Source organism: Ruegeria sp. YTSC106 (genome assembly GCF_059609765.1).
On record NZ_JBXWMI010000031.1, the window covers coordinates 1 to 19,057 of the forward strand.

The 19,057-nt window shown below is 55.1% G+C and carries 19 protein-coding genes; 5 read left to right on the forward strand and 14 right to left on the reverse strand.

The features are described 5' to 3' along the window. Window positions 1-326 precede the first annotated feature (326 nt). The 3 genes from AC2FEB_RS22600 to AC2FEB_RS22610 all read right to left on the reverse strand — a co-directional run bounded on the left by AC2FEB_RS22600 (window position 327) and on the right by AC2FEB_RS22610 (window position 4,790). Window positions 327-2,354, reverse strand: a complete 2,028-nt coding sequence (locus AC2FEB_RS22600) for an oxidoreductase (protein ID WP_496884393.1) — start codon at window positions 2,352-2,354, stop codon at window positions 327-329. Window positions 2,355-2,619: 265 nt separating this feature from the next. Beyond that, entirely contained in the window at window positions 2,620-3,567 is a 948-nt protein-coding gene (locus tag AC2FEB_RS22605; RefSeq protein WP_496884397.1) for a DMT family transporter, read from the reverse strand. Between the two features lie 239 nt (window positions 3,568-3,806). Continuing rightward, the gene (locus AC2FEB_RS22610) at window positions 3,807-4,790 is read right to left on the reverse strand and encodes a LysR substrate-binding domain-containing protein (RefSeq protein ID WP_496677532.1); all 984 of its coding nucleotides are present in this window, start codon (window positions 4,788-4,790) and stop codon (window positions 3,807-3,809) included. Between the two features lie 101 nt (window positions 4,791-4,891). Between AC2FEB_RS22610 and AC2FEB_RS22615 the strand changes: the two genes are divergently transcribed. Both AC2FEB_RS22615 and AC2FEB_RS22620 read left to right on the forward strand, forming a co-directional pair. Further along, the gene (locus tag AC2FEB_RS22615) at window positions 4,892-5,170 is read left to right on the forward strand and encodes a DUF4242 domain-containing protein (protein WP_170727540.1); all 279 of its coding nucleotides are present in this window, start codon (window positions 4,892-4,894) and stop codon (window positions 5,168-5,170) included. A 459-nt stretch (window positions 5,171-5,629) separates the two neighbouring features. Beyond that, window positions 5,630-6,025: a hypothetical protein gene (locus tag AC2FEB_RS22620; protein ID WP_496677530.1), complete on the forward strand. Its 396-nt coding sequence runs from the start codon at window positions 5,630-5,632 to the stop codon at window positions 6,023-6,025. 137 nt (window positions 6,026-6,162) lie between these two features. On the opposite strand, the gene AC2FEB_RS22625 is transcribed toward AC2FEB_RS22620, so the two are convergent. After that, on the reverse strand, window positions 6,163-7,191 hold the full coding sequence (locus AC2FEB_RS22625; RefSeq protein ID WP_496677528.1) for a GlxA family transcriptional regulator: 1,029 nt from the start codon (window positions 7,189-7,191) through the stop codon (window positions 6,163-6,165). 204 nt (window positions 7,192-7,395) lie between these two features. On the opposite strand from AC2FEB_RS22625, the gene AC2FEB_RS22630 reads away from it, so the two are divergent. Continuing rightward, complete coding sequence (locus tag AC2FEB_RS22630; RefSeq protein WP_496677525.1) at window positions 7,396-8,730, forward strand: FAD-binding oxidoreductase; 1,335 nt, start codon at window positions 7,396-7,398, stop codon at window positions 8,728-8,730. A 1-nt stretch (window position 8,731) separates the two neighbouring features. Next, window positions 8,732-9,676 (forward strand): homocysteine S-methyltransferase family protein, encoded by a 945-nt coding sequence (locus AC2FEB_RS22635; protein ID WP_496677522.1) that lies wholly within the window; start codon window positions 8,732-8,734, stop codon window positions 9,674-9,676. A 63-nt stretch (window positions 9,677-9,739) separates the two neighbouring features. Here AC2FEB_RS22635 and AC2FEB_RS22640 read toward each other — a convergent pair whose 3' ends face one another. The 10 genes from AC2FEB_RS22640 to AC2FEB_RS22685 form a co-directional block, all read right to left on the reverse strand. Continuing rightward, on the reverse strand, window positions 9,740-10,216 hold the full coding sequence (locus AC2FEB_RS22640; RefSeq protein WP_496677519.1) for a DUF6653 family protein: 477 nt from the start codon (window positions 10,214-10,216) through the stop codon (window positions 9,740-9,742). A 48-nt stretch (window positions 10,217-10,264) separates the two neighbouring features. Beyond that, on the reverse strand, window positions 10,265-10,867 hold the full coding sequence (locus AC2FEB_RS22645; protein WP_496677516.1) for a glutathione S-transferase N-terminal domain-containing protein: 603 nt from the start codon (window positions 10,865-10,867) through the stop codon (window positions 10,265-10,267). Then, on the reverse strand, window positions 10,864-11,262 hold the full coding sequence (locus tag AC2FEB_RS22650; RefSeq protein ID WP_496884394.1) for a cupin domain-containing protein: 399 nt from the start codon (window positions 11,260-11,262) through the stop codon (window positions 10,864-10,866). Before AC2FEB_RS22650 ends, AC2FEB_RS22645 begins: the two co-directional genes overlap by 4 nt. A gap of 245 nt (window positions 11,263-11,507) precedes the next feature. After that, window positions 11,508-12,230 carry a hypothetical protein gene (locus tag AC2FEB_RS22655; RefSeq protein WP_496677510.1) on the reverse strand — a complete coding sequence of 241 codons (723 nt, stop codon included), beginning with the start codon at window positions 12,228-12,230 and terminating at the stop codon, window positions 11,508-11,510. Between the two features lie 115 nt (window positions 12,231-12,345). Then, window positions 12,346-13,890: a cytochrome-c peroxidase gene (locus tag AC2FEB_RS22660; protein ID WP_496677507.1), complete on the reverse strand. Its 1,545-nt coding sequence runs from the start codon at window positions 13,888-13,890 to the stop codon at window positions 12,346-12,348. 41 nt (window positions 13,891-13,931) lie between these two features. Next, window positions 13,932-14,144, reverse strand: coding sequence for a hypothetical protein (locus AC2FEB_RS22665; RefSeq protein WP_496884395.1), 213 nt, complete (start codon window positions 14,142-14,144; stop codon window positions 13,932-13,934). Continuing rightward, window positions 14,141-15,361: a flavin-containing monooxygenase gene (locus AC2FEB_RS22670; RefSeq protein WP_496677504.1), complete on the reverse strand. Its 1,221-nt coding sequence runs from the start codon at window positions 15,359-15,361 to the stop codon at window positions 14,141-14,143. The genes AC2FEB_RS22665 and AC2FEB_RS22670 overlap by 4 nt, the downstream gene beginning before the upstream one ends. Window positions 15,362-15,495: 134 nt before the next feature. Continuing rightward, window positions 15,496-16,428, reverse strand: a complete 933-nt coding sequence (locus AC2FEB_RS22675; RefSeq protein ID WP_496677502.1) for a homocysteine S-methyltransferase family protein — start codon at window positions 16,426-16,428, stop codon at window positions 15,496-15,498. A 75-nt stretch (window positions 16,429-16,503) separates the two neighbouring features. Then, on the reverse strand, window positions 16,504-16,905 hold the full coding sequence (locus tag AC2FEB_RS22680) for a hypothetical protein (protein WP_496884396.1): 402 nt from the start codon (window positions 16,903-16,905) through the stop codon (window positions 16,504-16,506). Continuing rightward, entirely contained in the window at window positions 16,848-17,042 is a 195-nt protein-coding gene (locus tag AC2FEB_RS22685; protein WP_496677540.1) for a hypothetical protein, read from the reverse strand. The genes AC2FEB_RS22680 and AC2FEB_RS22685 overlap by 58 nt, the downstream gene beginning before the upstream one ends. 484 nt (window positions 17,043-17,526) lie before the next feature. Between AC2FEB_RS22685 and AC2FEB_RS22690 the strand changes: the two genes are divergently transcribed. Then, window positions 17,527-18,561, forward strand: a complete 1,035-nt coding sequence (locus tag AC2FEB_RS22690; protein ID WP_496677496.1) for a GlxA family transcriptional regulator — start codon at window positions 17,527-17,529, stop codon at window positions 18,559-18,561. Window positions 18,562-19,057: the final 496 nt, after the last annotated feature.

Consider the following 19,057-nt stretch of genomic DNA (forward strand, 5'->3'; position numbering starts at 1 on the left):
TACCGCTCGGTTTCGCAATGGAAATTGAGGGCGAGGTCATGATCTCTGCCTGACAGGCCTGCAACGGCTTTGTCCGCAGACCATGTGTTCGGTCACTTCCAGATTTTGCGCGCGCGGCGAAGGTCCGGTTCGGTGAAGCTGCAATGCGGCAGGCTATGAGCCGATGAATGTCCGGAATGGGCCGCTTTGAGCGAAGCAGTGCAGGCCTTCTGGGTCCGGATTCAGGGCCGTCCTAAACCTGTGAGCGCGGGTGTTTCCCAGTCATTCGCTGCGCCAAAACTGATGATCTGCTCCCATCATTGATCGGCAAATGAGCATGATTTCTTTTAGATTGGAGCACATACCCGCAAGGCATCGAGAATTGCGGCATGCATATTTCGACTTGTAACTGCGTCGCCAATGCGCGCCAAATAGAATTGGCCGTTCTGATTGGTGTCAACAAATGGAAACGTCCCGCCAATGAGCGCCGTGTGTTCAACCTGCCCAAGGTTGCGCGAGAGTGGTTTGAGGTCGTGATAGAGTTCGGCCATCGGGGACAGGCCATGTTCGACGACTACGTGATCAACAAGACGTTCAGTGACATCCCCCGTCAACACATGACGCAGGCTGGCGCGAACTCGAACACCTTCGCGCACCAGGGAGGTGAGCTCTTGCAAGCAGGTGAAGGTAACTCCATTGGCACCCAGATCGCGTAAGGCGACGGCAGAGGTCGTTGGGCCAAGGTCATGCAAAATTGCCCGGTCCGGGGTCACGAGATTGACACTGCAACCATTGCCTGCCAACGCGTCGGCCGTGACGGCCGCAGGGTGGTCGCCGACCTCGTCAAACAACAGCACCTCGCCCGAGACACGTGCCCCACCGGACAATATCTCCCAGCTGGAGATCGTCAGATCACCTCCGGGAATAGCCAAAGGTTCGGGCCAGCCGCCTGTCGCAATAATCAAGACATCGGGGGCTTCGGACAGCACGTCATCGGCCTCGGCATAGGTGTTCACGCGGATATCGATGCCAAGCACCGTCACCTCGGAAATCAACCAGTCAGCGACGCCCCATACCTGTCTGCGCGTCATCCCCTTGGCGGCCAGAACCAACTGTCCGCCCAGCCGATCCGACGCCTCGAACAGCACGACTTCGTGACCGCGTAAGGCGCTGACCCGCGCGGCCTCCATTCCACCGGGCCCGCCACCGACGACAACTACTTTCTTTCGGGTGTCGCTTAGCGTGATGACATGAGGCAATGTCTGCTCCCGCCCCGTCGCAGCGTTGTGTCCGCAAACGGCAGGTTTGCCCTGATTGACCCGGTCCACGCAGTAGCCCAAGCCGACACAAGGGCGGATACGCTCTTCTTCCCCGCGCGCGAGTTTTTCCACCAGATGGGGATCAGCCATCTGTGCGCGGGTCATGCCCACCAGATCAACATGGCCGCCGGAGACCGCGTGGCGGGCCGTGGCAAAATCCGCAATCCCTCCTGCGTGCAGGATCGGCAACTCGACGGCATCACGGATGCGCCCAGCCACGGTGATATGTGGAGCCGCCGGCAGGCCCATGGGGCGAACCCATTCAGCCAAACCCAGATCATCGTAAGGCGCGCCGGTGAGGATATTGAGCAGGTCGACATGGCCGGAACTTTCCAGCATCCGGGCGGCGGCAACGCAATCTTCGGCGCTCAGCCCTCCTTCGGTCAGTTCATCGCCGGTGATGCGCATCGACAGGATGAACTCAGAGCCAACTTCAGCGCGTACTGCGTCAAGAACTTGCAGGGTCAGACGCATTCGGTTTTCCAACGCCCCACCATATTCATCGTCCCGTTGATTGGTCAGCGGGGACAGGAACTGCCCCAAAAGGTGAGAGTGAGACAGAATCTCGATCCCGTCGAACCCGCCCAGCTGACAGCGTCGCGCAGCAGATACGAAGTTACCGATCACGCGGTCGATGTCCTCTTGCTCCATCACTTTTGGAAAGGCGCGATGAGCGCGTTCGCGGATACCGGAAGAGGCCAGAACCGGTAACCAGTGCCCATCATCCCATGCTGTGCGGCGCCCCATATGGGTGATCTGACACATGATCACGGCACCATGTTCATGAACACCATCCGTCAGTTTCCGGAACCATGGGATTATACTATCATCACCTGCATAGAGCTGGCCAAACACCGATGGGCTATCAGGTGCAATATTGGTCGACCCGCCGACCATAGTCAGCGCGACTCCGCCCTTTGCTTTTTCCTCGTGATACAACCTGTAACGGTCCCGGGGGTGACCATCTTCGACAAAATTCGGTGCATGGGATGTGCTCACGATACGGTTGCGCAAAGCCAAGTGTTTCAATTGAAACGGATCGAATAGGTCTGACACTTTCGTATCCCTTCGGCCAAAACTGCTATTTGAATACTGTCCAGGGCCAGGCCCGCCGACCAGATTCAATGCCTGATGAGGTTCATTGTCGAGTGTAATTTACTTGGTAAGCAACACGTAAGAATTCACTGCCACCGACCTAGCTACTTAAAAAAACGACCCGACCGCGATACCCGTATGTGGAACATTCCTTGAGCTGAGACGGATACCAGACAGACACCTCTCTTTCCGTCGAGGTCAGCCAAGAGTTTGAGCGCGTGCAGCCTTAGACTGGAGGCGCTGCGCGCTCCGTAACCAACTGCCTGGCCACAACTCTTTCGCGATGTATCATGTACAGCCCCGCACTGATGATGATGGCAATACCAATCAGGCTAAGCGTGTTTGGGAAGTCACTAAAAACAAGATAACCGAACAGGGTCGCCACCGGCAGTTCAAAGTATTGCAGTGGAGCTAATGTCGCAGAAGGCGCAAATGAAAGTGCATAGGTCATCATCATGTGGCTCACCGTCGCGAAAAAGCCAGCGCCCAGAAGCCATAACAACGCGATATCTGTCGGCCAAACGGGATCGAACAGATCAGAGCCGGAACCTTGCGCAACTATTAAGATTGGAATGCAAAACAGGCTGGCAATCAGGCCGGTGTGGAATTGCAGGGCCACCGGGTGCATCCGACGCGACAATCCCCGCGTCACAAGAATGTAGAAAGCGAAGGCAACTGCCGTACCCAGCGGAATTATGGCAACCGCGCCGAAAGCCGCGAAACTGGGTTGGATGACGAACAATACCCCAACAAACCCTACAAGAGCCGCCCCGACACGACGAGGGCCGACATCTTCACCAAGATAAAACTTGCCGACCAACAAGACTATGAACGGGGCCACAAATACGATTGCCAACGCATCGGCAAGTGGCATCACACGGATTGCTGCAATGAAACAAAACGTCGCAAACAGCAAGAGTAAAGAGCGGAATACGAGTACCATCAAATCACCTCGCGCCACACGCAACGACAGTCCCATAATCCAGACAAACGGCGCCATCAACGTGCACTGCACCACAAAGCGAGCAGCCGTAATCTGCCCAACTGGCACACTCGCCGATGCGAGTTTCGCAGCTACATCCAGCAAAGGAGCAGTCAGGCAAAATCCCAGCATCAGTGCAACACCGACAAGGATGCGATCTGTTGATTGAGGTATGGAATTAAGGGTGGTCATCTCATCATGTAGAAATATCGCCAATTGCGTGTCTGTTCTCAATGCGACGCCAGGCAAAAGTCCCAATATTCCCGAGATCAGTCTGAGTTGAAATTTGCACCCGCAGCGAATGGCAGCCTCAACGGGCCGCACCGCGGCAACATAGGTAGTGGATCAACGGCATCTGTGGGCCGCTCGTGTGATCCGTCAAATGTGGGGCAGTGGGAATTCTGCACTGCCTCCGAAGTCAACTGTGAACCCTAACCGTTGATCTGCAAACCCTTACTTTTGTTCTTGTAACCATTAATCCGTTCTTGGGTTTCGGTGGCCTCACGCTTGAGCCAATCTACGAAACGGCGCAATTGGGGACGTTGCAACGTTTGTTCTCGCAAGTGAATCCGAAATGGGTTTGGCGCTGAGAGTCCTTTTCCAATTGGATAGGGAAGCACCAAGGACCCTTCTTCTAGATCGTTCTCTATCAACGAAGCGCCGCAAAGGAGAAAACCCACATCTTCTCTCACCGCTTCAAGGGCCATCTCCGCTCGCTTGTAATACGGTCCTCGGTCAGCGCCAGTACGCCGCATTCCGAAAGTTTGGAACCATTCGCGAAATCCTGGCCTGTCTTCCTTGCTTCTGTGCTCCTCCAAATGAAGAAGCGGCATCCCTTCCATTTCGTGCTTGGTGTCGTAGTCAGCTATTCTGCGTAAGTTGTCTGGACTGCATACCGGGACGAGATAGTCCAAGAAGAGCGGCTCCCCTTTTTCACATCCGCCGTATTCAACGCGGATATCTGGCGCTCCCAGCCGCATCGGAACGTCACCCGCTCCGTTTATGCAAAAGAGAATGTTTGGATGGTTTTCTCTAAATCTCGGTAACCGAGGTGCCAGCCACAATTCGGACCAATCCGGGTCGGCAACGATGTGAATTTCGCTAACTCGCTGAAAATCGAGCGCAGTCGATACGCGTTCAAGTGCCGAAAATGCAGCACGAAGATCCGTCAGTGCCCCTGCCAGTTCGGGTGTTGGGTGTAAACCCGACCGTCCACGGACCAAAAGGTCTGTTCCAAGGTAATCTTCCAGCACCCGGATCCTCTGACCAACCGCAGCTGGGGTGATCCCCAATTCGTTGGCGGCTGCTTTTAGCGAGCCGGTTCGAAGGGCTACTTCGATAGCTTGAAGAGATTTGAGGTGCGTCGCCATGGGAGTTTGATAAAGATTTTCTTTCGATGGTGCAAATTTCTGCACTACTGCGCCAGCTATTCTTTAGTTCAGCAAAGAAAATTTGGTTCGGAATCTTGAAGTCTGAGTGCCACAATCTCTGTACACGGCAAAACGGAGGTACAGATATGCTGAAGAGATTTGTAATCGAACGGGACATTCCTGGCATCGGAGATTTTTCGTTGACCGAGCTTTGCGCCGCATCGCGTGCTTCAAATAAAGCCCTTGCCGACGTCGGCCCGTCAATTCAATGGCAACATTCCTATGTTGCCGGAGACAAGACATTTTGCATCTATCTGGCTGAAAGCGAAGCCGAGATTCAGCAGCATTCTGAGTTGTCGGGGATTCCAGTAGGGAAGATAACCGAGGTTCATCAAATCATCGACCCGCTTACCGCGAACAATTGATGCACACTGCACGCTGGCAGTGACCAGCCTTGGCTGGTCACCGCGCGCGAATTGCCGATTTTCTTTTAGCAAAAATAGCCTAGCCCAATCATAGTCCCGATTTGGGTGTGCAAAGGTCAATTTGAATCAGCCTTGGTTTCGCTGATGCCGCGAATGTCCGAATGCGAGCTGCGACCGCGGCATCGCGGGCTTAGGGTGGACGGCAGCTCTGGGCCGGCCACGTCGCAGCCTGGGGCATTAATGCCTCGGCTGCTGCGCTGAAGCTGATTGTCCGCTCCAGTGCGCAGATTCTTACAGGAACCAGTCAAGTTCCAGCCGTGCGAGGTCTATAATTTGGGGCGAGGTAAGGGTCTGCTGGTGCCGGCGTTTCCTTGTCTTTGGCTCGCGTTGAGAAGCGCTTGTTGAGAACAGTGAACCTAAGATGTATTTTTAATGGATTGCGAACCAAGGGGAATGTTCATGATCAGGACTACTGCACTAGTGCTCTTCGCACTCCTCTCGGCAACCTCGGCATTCGCAACAGTTGAGTTGTATTGCGAAGCCCCTGATGGATCAGGCACAGTTGTTGGTGTCGGATTGGGAACTGTCCCTGGTCTCGCAGTGGTGAGTGCGACCATTCACGCAGACGGCAAACACTGGAGCCTAACAGAGGTCGATGGTGCGATACCAATCATCGTGGCACAGGGGGCCGATATCGATATGCACACTGTCATCGACTTCGCCGATCCTGAATACAGCCGGATCGTTGCCTCGGTTCGATTGATAACAGCCGTCGAAGGTGACGATTTCGTCACCGTGGGTACACTCACGATACCAGAAGTCGGTGCATTCCCGCTGATTTGCGAAGGGCCGTAGCCGTCCGATTTTGCGCAATGTACCGAGGTCAGCTCGGCGGAAGCGGTCCTTAAAAATTGTGCTTTGCTCGAATGTTTAAAATGGGCCGTCCTTTTCTAGTGCGAAAATTCTCTGGCCAATTTTAGGTCTAAGCTCACTCAATATGTGCGGGCGATTTGAGAGATACGCTGGAATTTCTTCCTGTATGCCGCCGGCGACAAACCGGTGCCGCGTTTGAATACGCGCCGAAAGGATGCCGGATCCTCATATCCAACAGCTGCTCCGACATCGTCATTTGAAAGCTCATCAGTCTCCAGCATTTGTTTGGCTTCTTCGACTCGAAGCGCCTGAACATACTCGATCGGGGCAAAACCTGTCGCCGTGCGAAATCTTCGCGAAAAGGTCCGTGCATTCAACCCCGACCGCTCAACCATTTTTTCAACCGGTTTGGCAGAGGCGTAGTGATCCGCGATCCACACCTGGCAATCAGAGATCGGGCCGTCGTTTGATTCCATCGGGCGGGTCATCACCGAATAGGGTGACTGACCTTCGGCGTGCCCGCTGAACAGGAAGACCTTGGCGGTTTCAATCGCGGTTTGGTAACCACAGTATCGTGCAATCAGATAGACTGTGAGGTCATGCCAGGCGGTGACCCCACCGGCTGTTACGATCCGGTCAGCCTCGGCTGCCAGGCAAAGCACTGATTCATTGCGAAACGTGATCTTCGGAAAATGCCGTTGGAACATGTCGCGATAAGCCCAATGTGCAGTGGCTTGGTGACCATTCAACAGCCCGGATTCTGCCAACAAGAGAGACCCTGAGCATACAGATGTCAGCAAGGCCCCAGCTTGGTGTATCCGCTTGAGCCAGTCGACTTCGCGGGGATAACGACCATTTGGGACATCGTAGATCGACGTGTACATGTCGCAGATCACAACAGCATCCGCTTTGCCGATTTCGCCTACGGCGCTTTGAGGTTCCACCGGGATGTTACCGATACAGTGGAACGGCTTGCCATCGGCAGATACGATGCGGACATCAAGCATTTCGTCGCCCGGCGCACCAGTTACCATATCCGGATAAACCGCGCCTGCGGACATCAGGACATCATAGAGCCCATAAAGGACTGATGCCGATGTTTCCGGCGCGGCGAGCAACACGATGAGCGGTTTTTTGGCTGTGTTCATTTGGCGGTCCTGTCTGAAATGGCACTGTTTTGGCCAGTTTGCCATATTCGTTTGTCCAGTATGCCGCATCTTTGACCATCTTGCCACTGATGTGAGTGCCGCCAGTGGAATAGCATTCCAGAAGATCGCAAAGGGAACTGCATTATGAACAGTATGGATACAGACCAGAATTTATCACCTGTCGGACTCAATGCTGAGACATTGATGCCCGACTCGGCTGAGTATGATGATGCACGCGCCGTGTGGAACGCGATGATCGACCGGCATCCTGCAATGATCGTGCGCTGCCGGAATGCGAATGAGGTCATAGCGGCCGTCAATCACGCCCGCGACAACGATCTGCCGATATCTATCCGCTCAGGTGGCCATAATGTAGCGGGCCATGCGGTGGGTGACGATGGGTTGATGATCGACCTTAGCCTTATGCGCAATGTGACCGTGGATGCCGACAAGCGTATCGCATCGGTGGAAGGCGGGGCACTCTGGCGCGATGTGGACGCCGCAAGCCAGGCCCATGGTTTGGCAACACCCGGTGGCCTGATCTCGGATACCGGTGTCGCCGGATTGACCCTGTCAGGTGGGATCGGCTGGCTGAGGGCCAAGCATGGGTTGTCGATCGATAATCTTGTTGCAGCAGATGTGGTGACCGCCGATGGCAGGTTGGTTCACACGAATGCAAAAGAAAACCCTGAACTGCTCTGGGCACTCAAGGGCGGTGGCGGCAACTTTGGAGTGGTCGTTCGTTTTGAGTTCGCCCTGCACCCGATCGGACCTGAGGTCATGTTCGCTGCCCCGATCTATGCGGTTGAGGATGGACCAAAGCCCATTCGGGCATGGCGTGATTTTCTGGCGAAACACGGTGATCTTGTTGGATCTCTGTGCGAGTTTTCGACGGCAGGAGGTGAAGATTTCCCTGAAGAGTTCTGGGGCAAGCGCGTCTACACTCTGGCTTGTGTCTATAACGGAGATGCGGCCGAGGGAGAGACGCTGCTGCAACCCCTTCGCGAACTCGGCAATATGGTGACCGACTTCTCGGGCCGAATGAACTATTGCGATGTGCAACAACTCTTTGACACGCTAATGCCAGCCGGAGAATATCGGTGCTACTGGAAGGCGCGTTACCTGACGGAATTGTCGGATGAGATGATTGATCTGGCGATGAAGAACGCTAACACCGCCCCATCCGATAACTCAATTTCATCTTTGTGGAACTTCGGCGGGGCCACGGCAGAGGTCGCAGCAGAGGCAACGGCCTTTGGTGACCGCTCCATGGGCTGGATGTATTCCCTGGATGGGGTGTGGTCAGACTCGGAGGACGATGCCGCCAATATTGATTGGTCACGTCAGGGATGGGAAAGCGCTGAACCCTACGGGCATCACGGTCGGGCTTATTTGAACTTCCCCGGCCACGGAGAAGACGGGGAAGCGCTAACACGGGCAACGTTCGGCGCGAACTATCAACGGCTGGTCAAGATCAAGTCAAAATATGACCCGGAAAACCGGTTTCGCTTTAACCAGAACATTCAGCCGGAGGTCTAATATGACCGTTCGATCCCTACTACCACCAATGGGTTCCGGCGAGTTCTTTCTGACCGAAGGCGGTACAGAAACAGAAATCATGTATCGCCATGGGTTTGAATTGCCTGAGTTTTCAATGCTGCCGCTTCTGGACAATCCTCAGGCTGTTTCTGCAATGCGAGAGGTGATTTCCCGGCAGCTTGATGTTGCCGCCGAATTTGGCTTGTCATTTCTTCTGACTGGCTTTGACTATCGCGCCAGCCCGGACTGGGGCGCAAAACTGGGCTATTCAGCGTCAAGCTTGGCAGATGCAAATGTTGCCGCAATTGAGCTTCTCCGCGAAATTTCAAAAGGGTATGAAAGAGATATTCCAAACCTACTGATTGGGGGAATTCTTGGGCCACGCGGCGATGCCTATAGCCTCAACCAGGAAATCACCGTCGAGTCTGCCGAAGAATATCACTCCGTTCAACTGGAGACATTGAAGCTGGCAGATGTGGATTTTGTCAGCGCCCTGACATTCAACAATATCGCGGAATCTGTTGGTGCCTTGCGCGCGGCGGAACGGATCGGTCTGCCATTGTCGGTTTCTTTGACGCTCGACAGTTCGTGCAGGCTGAAATCGGGTCCGACACTTGCCGAGGCCATAATTGAAATCGACATGCAGGCCGGTAAGGCCGCGCCGGAGTACTACATTGTCAATTGCTCCCACCCGCTTGAATATGAACCGGCCCTTGAGAACGGAGAATGGATGAAACGGCTGCGCGGCGTGCGCCCGAATGCGTCGAAGATGGAGAAGATGGCACTGTGCAAATTGCACCACATTGAGGATGGCGACCCCGTCGAACTTGGCTCACAACTGTCCAGCCTGGCGGAACGCTACCCGCATATGGACATCTTCGGCGGTTGCTGTGGAACAGGACACAGACATCTGCGAGAGATTGCGAAAGCGCTGATAAGACAGTGACGGCCGAGTTCAGCAGATCCGCCGAGTCGCTCAGATCTGTGTGCAGAAATGAGGATTAAGGGCTCAATCACTTGTGTCAGCCAAAAGCCAAACCATGCGGTCCAGAAACCAGAGCTTTGCACCGATAGCCAGCGTCAAGCCTACAAATACCCAACCTAAATCAAGCCGCCAAAGCCCAACTGAGAGAACGACGACCCCGAACCCGGCGGCATATGTCAATCGCGTGGTGACTTTCGCATGATGGGCGGGGATCGGCGCTATGTTGCGATTCAGCCAAATACGTTCACCCAGCACACCTTTTGTCATCCGAGCGTCGTGGTGCTGCGGTCGACCAAACAGGCGTGGATTGAACCATGTCCAGATGACAACGGCCAGAACAAGCCATGATGCGCCCCAGCCCAGCCAGGCCCGGCTCCAGATAGCCAGACAAAAGAGCGGAAGGATTGTCATGCGCGACCAACCACTCAAAGGGTTGGCGTGCCGTTGCCAGGTGGCGTCATCCATACCCATTAAGCAGGCCGATAGTTTTGCGATATCCATGGCTCGTTTCTCTTGTTTTGCAAAAGCCTTGCGAGAACAGACCCTGTGTCATCTGATGTCAGAGGCAAGTGCATCCTGAACGTAGGTTAGCGTTTCGATCCGTTTTGCGTGGGCTCTTATGGCAGGCCAATCCCGGGTGCAAAGTCCAGAGTCGCACATCCAGCGTGACATGACATACATGTAATAATCTGCACCTTTGGGAGTATCTGAGCATAAATATTGCCGCCCCATCAATTGTGTTTCAATAACCGACAGCCGGTTTTTCAAGTGATGTTGTCCGGGCAAGAGGAACTCTCGCGGGGTGTTGGGGCGAAAGAGCGGGCTAAAGCTTTTGTGGATTTCTGTCGCGACAAAAGCAAGCCAGGTCATGGCCTCTTGTCGCAAAGTGGTCCCTTGCATGCCCAGTAGCGCGGTCTGTGGTGCTCTAAAATCGATCCAGTCAAGAATTGCAATCACCTCTGTCAGGCAACTCCCATCATCTAACACCAATGCCGGGACATAGGCCTTTGCGTTGATTTTTGAAAAGTCGGAACCATCCCGCAATTGACGAGAAGCGTAGTCAACTTCGATCAAATCAAACGGGATGTTTGCCGCCCGCAGGGCAATATTGACGACAAGCGAACAGGCGTCTGGGAAGTAATACAGTTTCATTGGAAACAAACGTCCGCGGCGGGTGCTTGTGAGAGTACAACAAGGGCCAGATCATAAGGCCCTTCATTCACCTCAAACATGCGATGACCTTTCCCCTGAAGATCACGCGCCAGAAACTGATCCCCAACCTGCAAAATCCGCGTATCCAGATTGCTGGTTTCTTTGCGCACGGTTCCGCGCAGGACCGTCCCAAGAACCACGGCTGGCGCGGTGTGCCATGCATCCACATAACCTGCGGGATGATGCATCATCAGAATTCTCTCGGCGTCCAACGGTGGCGAGATGCGGTATCCCGATGGAGAGGGCGGCGTGAATTTGCCTTCTTCAAGAACCCAGGCATGATCGGATAATCGTGAGCCTCCGGTTTCATCCTGGTCAATGCAGACGATTTTCATGGCTGGGCTCCATGTTGGGGCGGTTCTTGCGGGTGAAGTCATGTCTTGGCCTCGTAGCATAGCTTACCCAGACGGGAGGTGGTTTGCACAACCGGCAACCAGTCCGGCAAGCCTCGGACATCTATCGTTGCGTCTCACATCTGTTGAGCGGGGCAAGACGTGGAAGCGGTGTGTTGTATAACATGACAATTTGCTCCTGCTTCCAATGATCGGAGCGGGCACAAAACCCGCTCCAATACGCAGCTTCAGAGACCGGTGCGTTCAGGCAGCGCCACATACATCTGAACATGCGTGACGGTCGAAAATTCGCCCGGCAGCGGACCATAGGTCTTGCCATCGGAGTGCCACGCCAGACCCAGGTCGGCAGCAAGATGTTCGCCGCTGAGCTGAAGACAGGGTGTGATCGTGCGCTCAAAATCAGCGGACCCGTCGGCATTGGCGATAAAGGTGTTTTCAGATCCATCGCGGGCGCCAAATGGCAGATCATAGGTGCCGATGAACGGGTCAGTTGGTGGCCAGACCATGAAGTCATGCCATATCGTGTAAACTCCGTTCGGGATCAGGTTTTCAAAGGCCAAATCGACGGTGCCGACACCATTTTCACAGGTGTATGTGCCGCTACCGTTGGCCGCGAACCATTCACCAAGGGTTAGTCCCAGCGGACGGCCCTTGGGGTATGGGCCGGTGTCACTGGTGTCGAGAAAGTTGTGTATTACTTCGACCGCCGGCGCATAGAGCGGCGCGTCCATATCGCGGGTCGCCGCTGTTGGGCGGAACACCTCTCCTGAGCCCGGGACTTTTTCATAGAACACATCCTGTTCGGCCATGCCGTCGTCAATGTGAAAGATAAAGGTCAGCGACATGCTTTCCGGCGGATCATAGCTGGTCTTGGTGGCATCCTCAGCGCCGGATTGGGTCGCAGAGGTGAGGGCAAGCGCGGCAGCGCTAGCAAGGAAAACGGGTTTCATTTCTGTGGTCCTCTTTTGGTTGGTAGGAGGCAAATTTGCCTGGTTAACCGGCAGCTAGGAGTGCCGGAATTCCGATGGAATTGGGGTTGGGGCTGTGTTGCTGTTGCGTGGAGCTTTAGCCGTCCGGTAATTTCGGTGTTGGTTGCGGGGCCAACCCCGACGGAACGGCTTGTGGAATAAGCTCAGAACGATCCTTGGCAGAGGGGTCTGCCAAAGCTTCGAGAAAGGCCATAATTCTGGCCACTTCGCGATCGCTCAGCGTCACGGGTGCCAGGGTATTTGCCTGTGCAATCCTTCCACGCAATGCATCAGATTTCTGCACCCATGTGTCACGTAGATCAAAGGCCGTACGGCGTTCCGGGTTCACAGGGCGAAAAATCAAAGACGATCCAATGCCGGTCTGTTCAATGAACTGGTCAATGACCGGCAATTTGGCGGCATTGGCATCATATGCCTCCAGCGAGGCCACGCTGTCGAGATGATGACGCACCATCATTTCCAGATCGGCAAAGGCGCCATCATGCCCCCATGGCCCCGTGAGCGTGACATTCCGCAGGGACGGTGTGCGGAATGCAAAGAGGTCAGCCGGGTCGAATGATACACGGTAACGGCCCTCATCCTCTGTGGTACGGGCGAACCCGGATGCCCGCCAAAGGCTCTTGTCTTCTCCGTGGCCCTTGCCTGGTCCGATTTGCGGCACGGCAATGGCATGAAATTCGTGATCAGTCAGCAATTTGCCCGCGTGGCAGGCCGCACATTCTGCCTTGCCAAAAAACAAATCAGCCCCGGCGCGAGCGTCCTCGGACAAAGCCGTAAGATCGCCGCGCAAGAAGGCATCAAACGGGCTGTTGTCTGAGCGGAAAGCATGGGACTGAAACGCGGCCAACGCATTGGCCGCTGCCACCATTGTGATGGCGTCCAGATCGGGAAAGGCGGCGCGGGCCAATTCCTGATATTCTGGTGTGGCTTGCAAGCGTGCTGCCAGCAGATCCCAGGCGTCGGTAACGCGGTCTTCGGCGACTGCGGTTGCCACAGGATTTTCGCCTTTTTGCCCTGCCATCTCAGAGGCGGAAAGCACCGGGAACATGGCCTGCGCCGCCAACAGATTATCCAGCCCTTGTGGCAGATGTTCGCGTGCGGGTGTCCAGAACCCGCTTTTAAAGGTGGACGCAGGATCAGGTTCGACTCTTCCATCATGAAACATCGACAGGTATTCCTTGGCGCCGATGTTCCACAACGCTTGCGCATTGCGCGGAATACGTTCGGTGATGCCGTCTTTGGTCCGCCGCTCCGGTCCAAACCCGATCCCTCCTTCGCCTATGGACAAGGCGACGCCATCGCCGCTGCCGCGCGCCGGATCATGGCAGGTCCCGCAGGAAATGTTGCGATTGCCCGAAAGGATCGGGTCAAAGAACAGATTGCGCCCTAGCTCAACGATAGCGTCATCTGGTGCGCCTTCAAAAAGGAAATCACTGTCCCGAAGACTATCAGGCCATTGCACTCGCATCAGGTTTTCCGCCCGAGTAGATCCTGGCGCCAGCAGCAAGAACAGCGCCAGCGAAGTACCCGCTACAGCAATGTATCCCGTCAGCGTCGCTGCGGTAAGCGAACCGATTGATCCAGGGGCGATGGCCAATTTACAAGTCTTGTAGATAGACATGTGGTTTCCTTTGGGACTTGGGGCGAATGAGATTTGCGTTGCTAAAGTATGCGATGCGGGAATGTTGGATCGGTTTTGAGATCATGCAGATGTTCAAGCCCGACATCCCGAAACAGACCGAGAGGCAGCTCTGCGACCCTGTGACCCCTATGGGCAAGCCGTCGCCGATCCCGCCACATGCAAAAATGCACCCAAAAATTGTAGAAGATTGTTGGTTTAGCATAGGGCAGATTAGTGCCGTTTGTGATGCTCATTGTTCTGCTCCTTCTGCGAAGCGGGGCTGTGTCTGGGGACGATGGGAAACCTGCCGCTGGTGCGGAGTATTGGGTGCCTTTGCCGTGCGAGAGGCCACCTGCGCGGCGATGCGACCCGCGCTTACCCCGGCGGCATGGAAAAATCCCTGAAACACGGGGGCATAGCCAGTAAACCACAGGCCAGGGTTATTAGCATCTTCCTGCCCCATCGGTTGCCGCGGATAGCCCTTGGCATCCAGTGCGCCAAGTTCACCAAAAAGCCGCTCAAGATCAGGCCTGTAGCCTGTAGCGCATATCACAACATCAGGGCGAAGTTCGCGGCCATTGGCCAGTTCGACGGTGTAGTCGCCAAAACCAACGACCTGAGGCACGGCCTCAAAGCACCCCGCTTTCAGCGCAGCCACAAACCCGTCATCCAGCGCAAATGTCACGCCATCCTTGAGCATGCGAGAGCCGCCGCCAAGCTTGTGGCGCGGCAAGCCATAGCGCCGCAGATTGCCAAAGAACGCCCATTGCATGAAGCCAAATATCGGATCGAGCGACCACTTTGGAAAACGCGCAAACAGGTTTGCCATGCGTTGCAGCGAAAAGCCAAAGATTTTAGATGGCAAGATCGAAGGTCCGTGACGAACGGCGACCCAGACTTGCGCGGGGTTGTTGCGCGACAGGTGGTTCAGCACGTCCGAACCGGAGTTTCCGGCCCCGACAACAACGACGTTCTTGCCGTCATAGTCCGACGGATCACCAAATTCAGCCGCGTGGATCACTTTGCCGCCGAAATCTTCCATTCCGGGCCAAACGGGCATTTCGGGCACTTTCTCGCGCCCAGTTGCCACAACAAGATCAGTGCAGGTATAGCTGCCGTTGTTGGTGTCGATTTGCCAAAGACCGCCATCACGGCGCACGGACAAGACAGACGTGTTAAACACAATGTGTTCTTTTAGCTCTGCAGCATAGTCACTTAGATAATCAACCACCGCGTCACGAGGCAAAAACCTGTCTTTTGCGCGCGGCTTAATATGTCCCGGCAGGCGGGAAAAATAGCGGTGAATGTTCAGGCGAAGTTTGGGATGACGCGCGCGCCAGGGGTCAGCGACGCGATTGGATGCCTCAAGGATGGTGACGGCGATACCGCGCTTGAGCAGTTCGGTGGCCGCGGCCATGCCGGACAATCCGGCACCGATCACGATGACCTGTGTTGCATGGGGAATAGTCATTTTGAGTCTCCGGCTTGGGTGGATCTAAAGTTGATTTATGAAAGAGGTTTGGCACCCACGACTGAGTTGCGATATGCTTGGAAATGCCCAAAGCGGTGAGTATCGGACATTCCAATGCTTGGGGGACGGTACCCCTATCTGGCCAGCGCCGCGCAGATTTGCGCCAGATGGCGCTGATCCGTGCCACAGCAGCCGCCGACAACACGCAAGTCGGGTAGTACCTCTCGCAACTGTGCGTACTGCCCACCCAACTCGGCGGGATTGCCATCATCAAGCGTTTCACAGCAATCCAGTTCTGCGTGTGACATGCGCGAAGCGTTAGCGCGCAAACCACCAATACGGCGTTTCCAATCCGCGTCTTCGTTGATCGAGTCGTCGAAGTGTTCGGGGTGGACGCAGTTGACCATAAAATATGCTGGCTTCACGGTGGCGGCGTCATCAACCTGTGTGATGGCGTCTCGCAATAGCTCTCCTGTGGGCAGCCTGCCGTCGGTTTCCAGTGTGAAACTGATGACGCATGGCACGTCGATGTCCGCGGCGGCGTTCGCAATCCCAATTGCTTCGGGGACATTTGTCAGTGTCAGTGCGCTCACCATGTCAACGCCAGCGCTGGCGAGTACATCGATCTGCCACGCGTGGTAGACCTGCGCCTCTGTCTCAGTCATGATGGCTTTAGGATCATACCCGTCGCCACGTGGGCCAATGATGCCGTTGACCAGCACCTCCAAACCCTCTCCAAGGGTGTCGCGCATCTTTTTTGCACTCTCAACGGCTTGCGTGTTTACATCGCGCAGATGGCTCAGATCATGCCCAAGTTCGCGGCCCCAATCTGGGTTGGCTCGCCATGTGTAGGTATCCAGAACAAATCCAGTTCCGTTTTGGCGGGCGATATCAAAGATCGCGGAAAAGTACTCGTTGAATGCCGCGCGACCTTGTTCAAATTGCGCCAATGGATAGGCGGCAAAGCACGGCATTTCAAATCCCCTCTCAAACAAGAGCCAGGTTTCAAGTCCGGCATCTGTCAGAAACATCAGGTCTGATTGGTGGGGCAGTTTTCTTGGTTTCATTTTCATCTCCATTCGGTCGATCTATGTGTAAAGAAAGACAAACACGCGTGGCCGTTGACGTATCGGGGTGCATCGTTAAGTGCGTATCCGCGCGAGTTTGTCGCTTTCTGTGCCTGGGTATTGCCTGACACAGTTGCAATGCGGTATGTCGATAATGAACCAATTCGGTGAATATCGGACACTGCACTGTCTTCGGCCATGACTTCGTGAAAGCGGCAGTAATCGTAGCGCTGCGTCCCATCGACATCGTGAATTCGGGCCACCACCTCTTCTTCGACAGGGGCCATGACACCAACAAACTGGCGGGTGGCCGCCATATTGTCGGGCGCGGCCGCAGTGGTGAGAAAGGCAGCGTGTCCAGCGGGCAGAAAAATGGGTTTTTGACGGCGCGACATATTCCACAATCCTGGATTTCACCATCACGCCGAGGCATTCGCGAACATAGCATTCTGAAAGGTTTGCACTCTCTGACAGCACACGATTATTGCAGGCCGTCGGTCCATCATCGCGTTCCAGACGGCGCGAACTTCGTCATATCCCGCGGCACCGGGCAACAATGTCTCGCCAGTCAACTCTTCAGGTACAGAACTCGTGTCTGTGATCGTATTGTTCATTGTTTAATTCCTTTCGCGATTCGACTGTGTGATACGCTACGAGCCGCGATCAATTCAGTGGCAGGTTGGACAGGGATGAGGCATAGTAGACATACGCATATGGCAAATATGCTAAAACCGTGCCGTTTCAGACATAGAGCGCCAGCGAAGTTGCGATCAGCGTACCGCACATGTGTCCGGTAAAGCCCTCGACCTTGCCCGGACAAATGTGAATGCGGGTTGCTTGTTCATTGGGTTTCTCCGGTCTGACAGGGTTTTGGCTTGAATGCTGGAGACTGTTTGGCAGCCGCGGTCGAGTCGCGATATGCTCAGATATGTCCATAACGGTGAATTTCAGACACCTTCACCCTTGTGCTACGGACCAGCGCCCTCTCTTGGCGGCGCTCAATCGTGCGCGTTTTGGTCAGTTGCGAGGTATTGCGTAACGAGGTTCTGTGATGCTACGCCTCCAAAATAGCAAAATAGGTGAATATCGGACGCACTAATGCTACAAGAGAAATCCACCTGCCGAACCGCGGTACTGACCATGCCCTGTGTCGGCACCTCAACCGCTTATTGCATTCTAGACGCGCTGGCGTCGGTCGGACGCGATTGGGAGATGTTGCATGGTGCGGCCCCCAGACCACCTGTTTTTGACGCGGCTCTGCTATCGTGTGACGGTGCCGCCTATCAGGATATTAACGGACGGCGCATCACACCGGATGGGTCGCTGGACAGTTTTGACAAACCCGATCTCGTCATCATTCCCGATTTTCACTTCGCACCAGGAACTGGTGTACCGGATGAATTCGCCCCGATGATTACATGGCTTAAGAAAGCACGCGATGACGGAGCTTTGATCACCTCGGTCTGTTCCGGCGCTTATCTGCTTGCCGAGGCCGGGATGCTGGATGGTCTTGATGCGACAAGCCACTGGAGTTTCTGTGATGTCATTGCCCGGAAGTATCCCGACATAAGAATGCGCCGCGAACGCATTCTGGTACCTGCGGGCGAAGGGCACCGTATCGTGACAGCGGGTGGCGCATCATCCTGGGGTGACCTCGTGCTCTATCTGATCGGACGCATTGCAGGTCCAGACGAGGCCCGTCGCATTGCCAAGATCTATCTGTTGCAGCCCCATACGGAAGGACAGTTGCACTATGCCTCGCTGACGGCCGGCACACAGCACGATGATGCACTGGTTGCAGACGCGCAGGTTTGGGCCGCTGACAACTACGCATTACCGACACCAGTCGCTGCCATGGCAGCGAGAAGCGGCCTGACTGAACGTAGCCTTTTGCGCCGTTTCCGAAAAGCCACAGGGCAAACCCCGGTTGATTATGTTCAAACACTGCGGATCGAAGAAGCAAAGCAGATGCTGGAAACAACGGATCTGCCAATTGACGAAATTGCCGGAGAAGTTGGGTATACAGAAACGTCGAGTTTTCGAAATGCGTTCCGGCGATATGTCGGAATGCCAGCTTCGACGTACAGAAAGAAGCGGCTTCTACTCACGCAGGTTGGTTTCGAAGACGGCTGAGCATCAGGCTTTGCTCCTGCATGTTAGAGCTTTATCTAGCCCCGCGCGGCCGGACTACCTAGTTGGCGCTTCTCGATTTGGATTACTGGCAAAAGTATACGCATGTTGAATGCCTGGAGGTAGTGCGACTTGTTGTGGCTCTGGTCAGGAACGATCGGTTTCGTGACGCAGGCCTCACAGCGAAATCCATGTCGCACGCGCGCGCGTTTTCTGCGTCAGCACTTGCCGCGCGAGTAAAAGGGCGCAACGTCCTGCAGTCCGTGAGTTCGACCCTGTCACGATATTGCGCTTGCAGCGAATGGCAGGAAAGCGGGCGCGACTGCAGCATCGAAACAACGGGTTGGATGTCGGCAATGGGCCGTCCCCGCCTGTGTTCGTGAGGTTATTGTCAGATGCTGCACTTGCTCCGGCTTCCAAGAGAGCCCAGATGTATGTACCGGCTGCTGTTCGCAAGTGAGATATCGGCGTGGCTAGCGGTAGTCGCTGATATGTATCC

What these genes read in the sequence shown, in the direction of transcription:
- AC2FEB_RS22645 (WP_496677516.1), bottom strand. Translation starts at nt 10,867, where the DNA reads ATGAAACTGTATTACTTCCCAGACGCCTGTTCGCTTGTCGTCAATATT.
- AC2FEB_RS22635 (WP_496677522.1), top strand. Translation starts at nt 8,732, where the DNA reads ATGACCGTTCGATCCCTACTACCACCAATGGGTTCCGGCGAGTTCTTT.
- AC2FEB_RS22605 (WP_496884397.1), bottom strand. Translation starts at nt 3,567, where the DNA reads ATGACCACCCTTAATTCCATACCTCAATCAACAGATCGCATCCTTGTC.
- AC2FEB_RS22640 (WP_496677519.1), bottom strand. Translation starts at nt 10,216, where the DNA reads ATGGATATCGCAAAACTATCGGCCTGCTTAATGGGTATGGATGACGCC.
- AC2FEB_RS22655 (WP_496677510.1), bottom strand. Translation starts at nt 12,230, where the DNA reads ATGAAACCCGTTTTCCTTGCTAGCGCTGCCGCGCTTGCCCTCACCTCT.
- AC2FEB_RS22630 (WP_496677525.1), top strand. Translation starts at nt 7,396, where the DNA reads ATGCCCGACTCGGCTGAGTATGATGATGCACGCGCCGTGTGGAACGCG.
- AC2FEB_RS22615 (WP_170727540.1), top strand. Translation starts at nt 4,892, where the DNA reads ATGCTGAAGAGATTTGTAATCGAACGGGACATTCCTGGCATCGGAGAT.
- AC2FEB_RS22620 (WP_496677530.1), top strand. Translation starts at nt 5,630, where the DNA reads ATGATCAGGACTACTGCACTAGTGCTCTTCGCACTCCTCTCGGCAACC.
- AC2FEB_RS22690 (WP_496677496.1), top strand. Translation starts at nt 17,527, where the DNA reads ATGCTACAAGAGAAATCCACCTGCCGAACCGCGGTACTGACCATGCCC.
- AC2FEB_RS22685 (WP_496677540.1), bottom strand. Translation starts at nt 17,042, where the DNA reads ATGAACAATACGATCACAGACACGAGTTCTGTACCTGAAGAGTTGACT.
- AC2FEB_RS22625 (WP_496677528.1), bottom strand. Translation starts at nt 7,191, where the DNA reads ATGAACACAGCCAAAAAACCGCTCATCGTGTTGCTCGCCGCGCCGGAA.
- AC2FEB_RS22650 (WP_496884394.1), bottom strand. Translation starts at nt 11,262, where the DNA reads ATGAAAATCGTCTGCATTGACCAGGATGAAACCGGAGGCTCACGATTA.
- AC2FEB_RS22665 (WP_496884395.1), bottom strand. Translation starts at nt 14,144, where the DNA reads ATGAGCATCACAAACGGCACTAATCTGCCCTATGCTAAACCAACAATC.
- AC2FEB_RS22660 (WP_496677507.1), bottom strand. Translation starts at nt 13,890, where the DNA reads ATGTCTATCTACAAGACTTGTAAATTGGCCATCGCCCCTGGATCAATC.
- AC2FEB_RS22675 (WP_496677502.1), bottom strand. Translation starts at nt 16,428, where the DNA reads ATGAAACCAAGAAAACTGCCCCACCAATCAGACCTGATGTTTCTGACA.
- AC2FEB_RS22670 (WP_496677504.1), bottom strand. Translation starts at nt 15,361, where the DNA reads ATGACTATTCCCCATGCAACACAGGTCATCGTGATCGGTGCCGGATTG.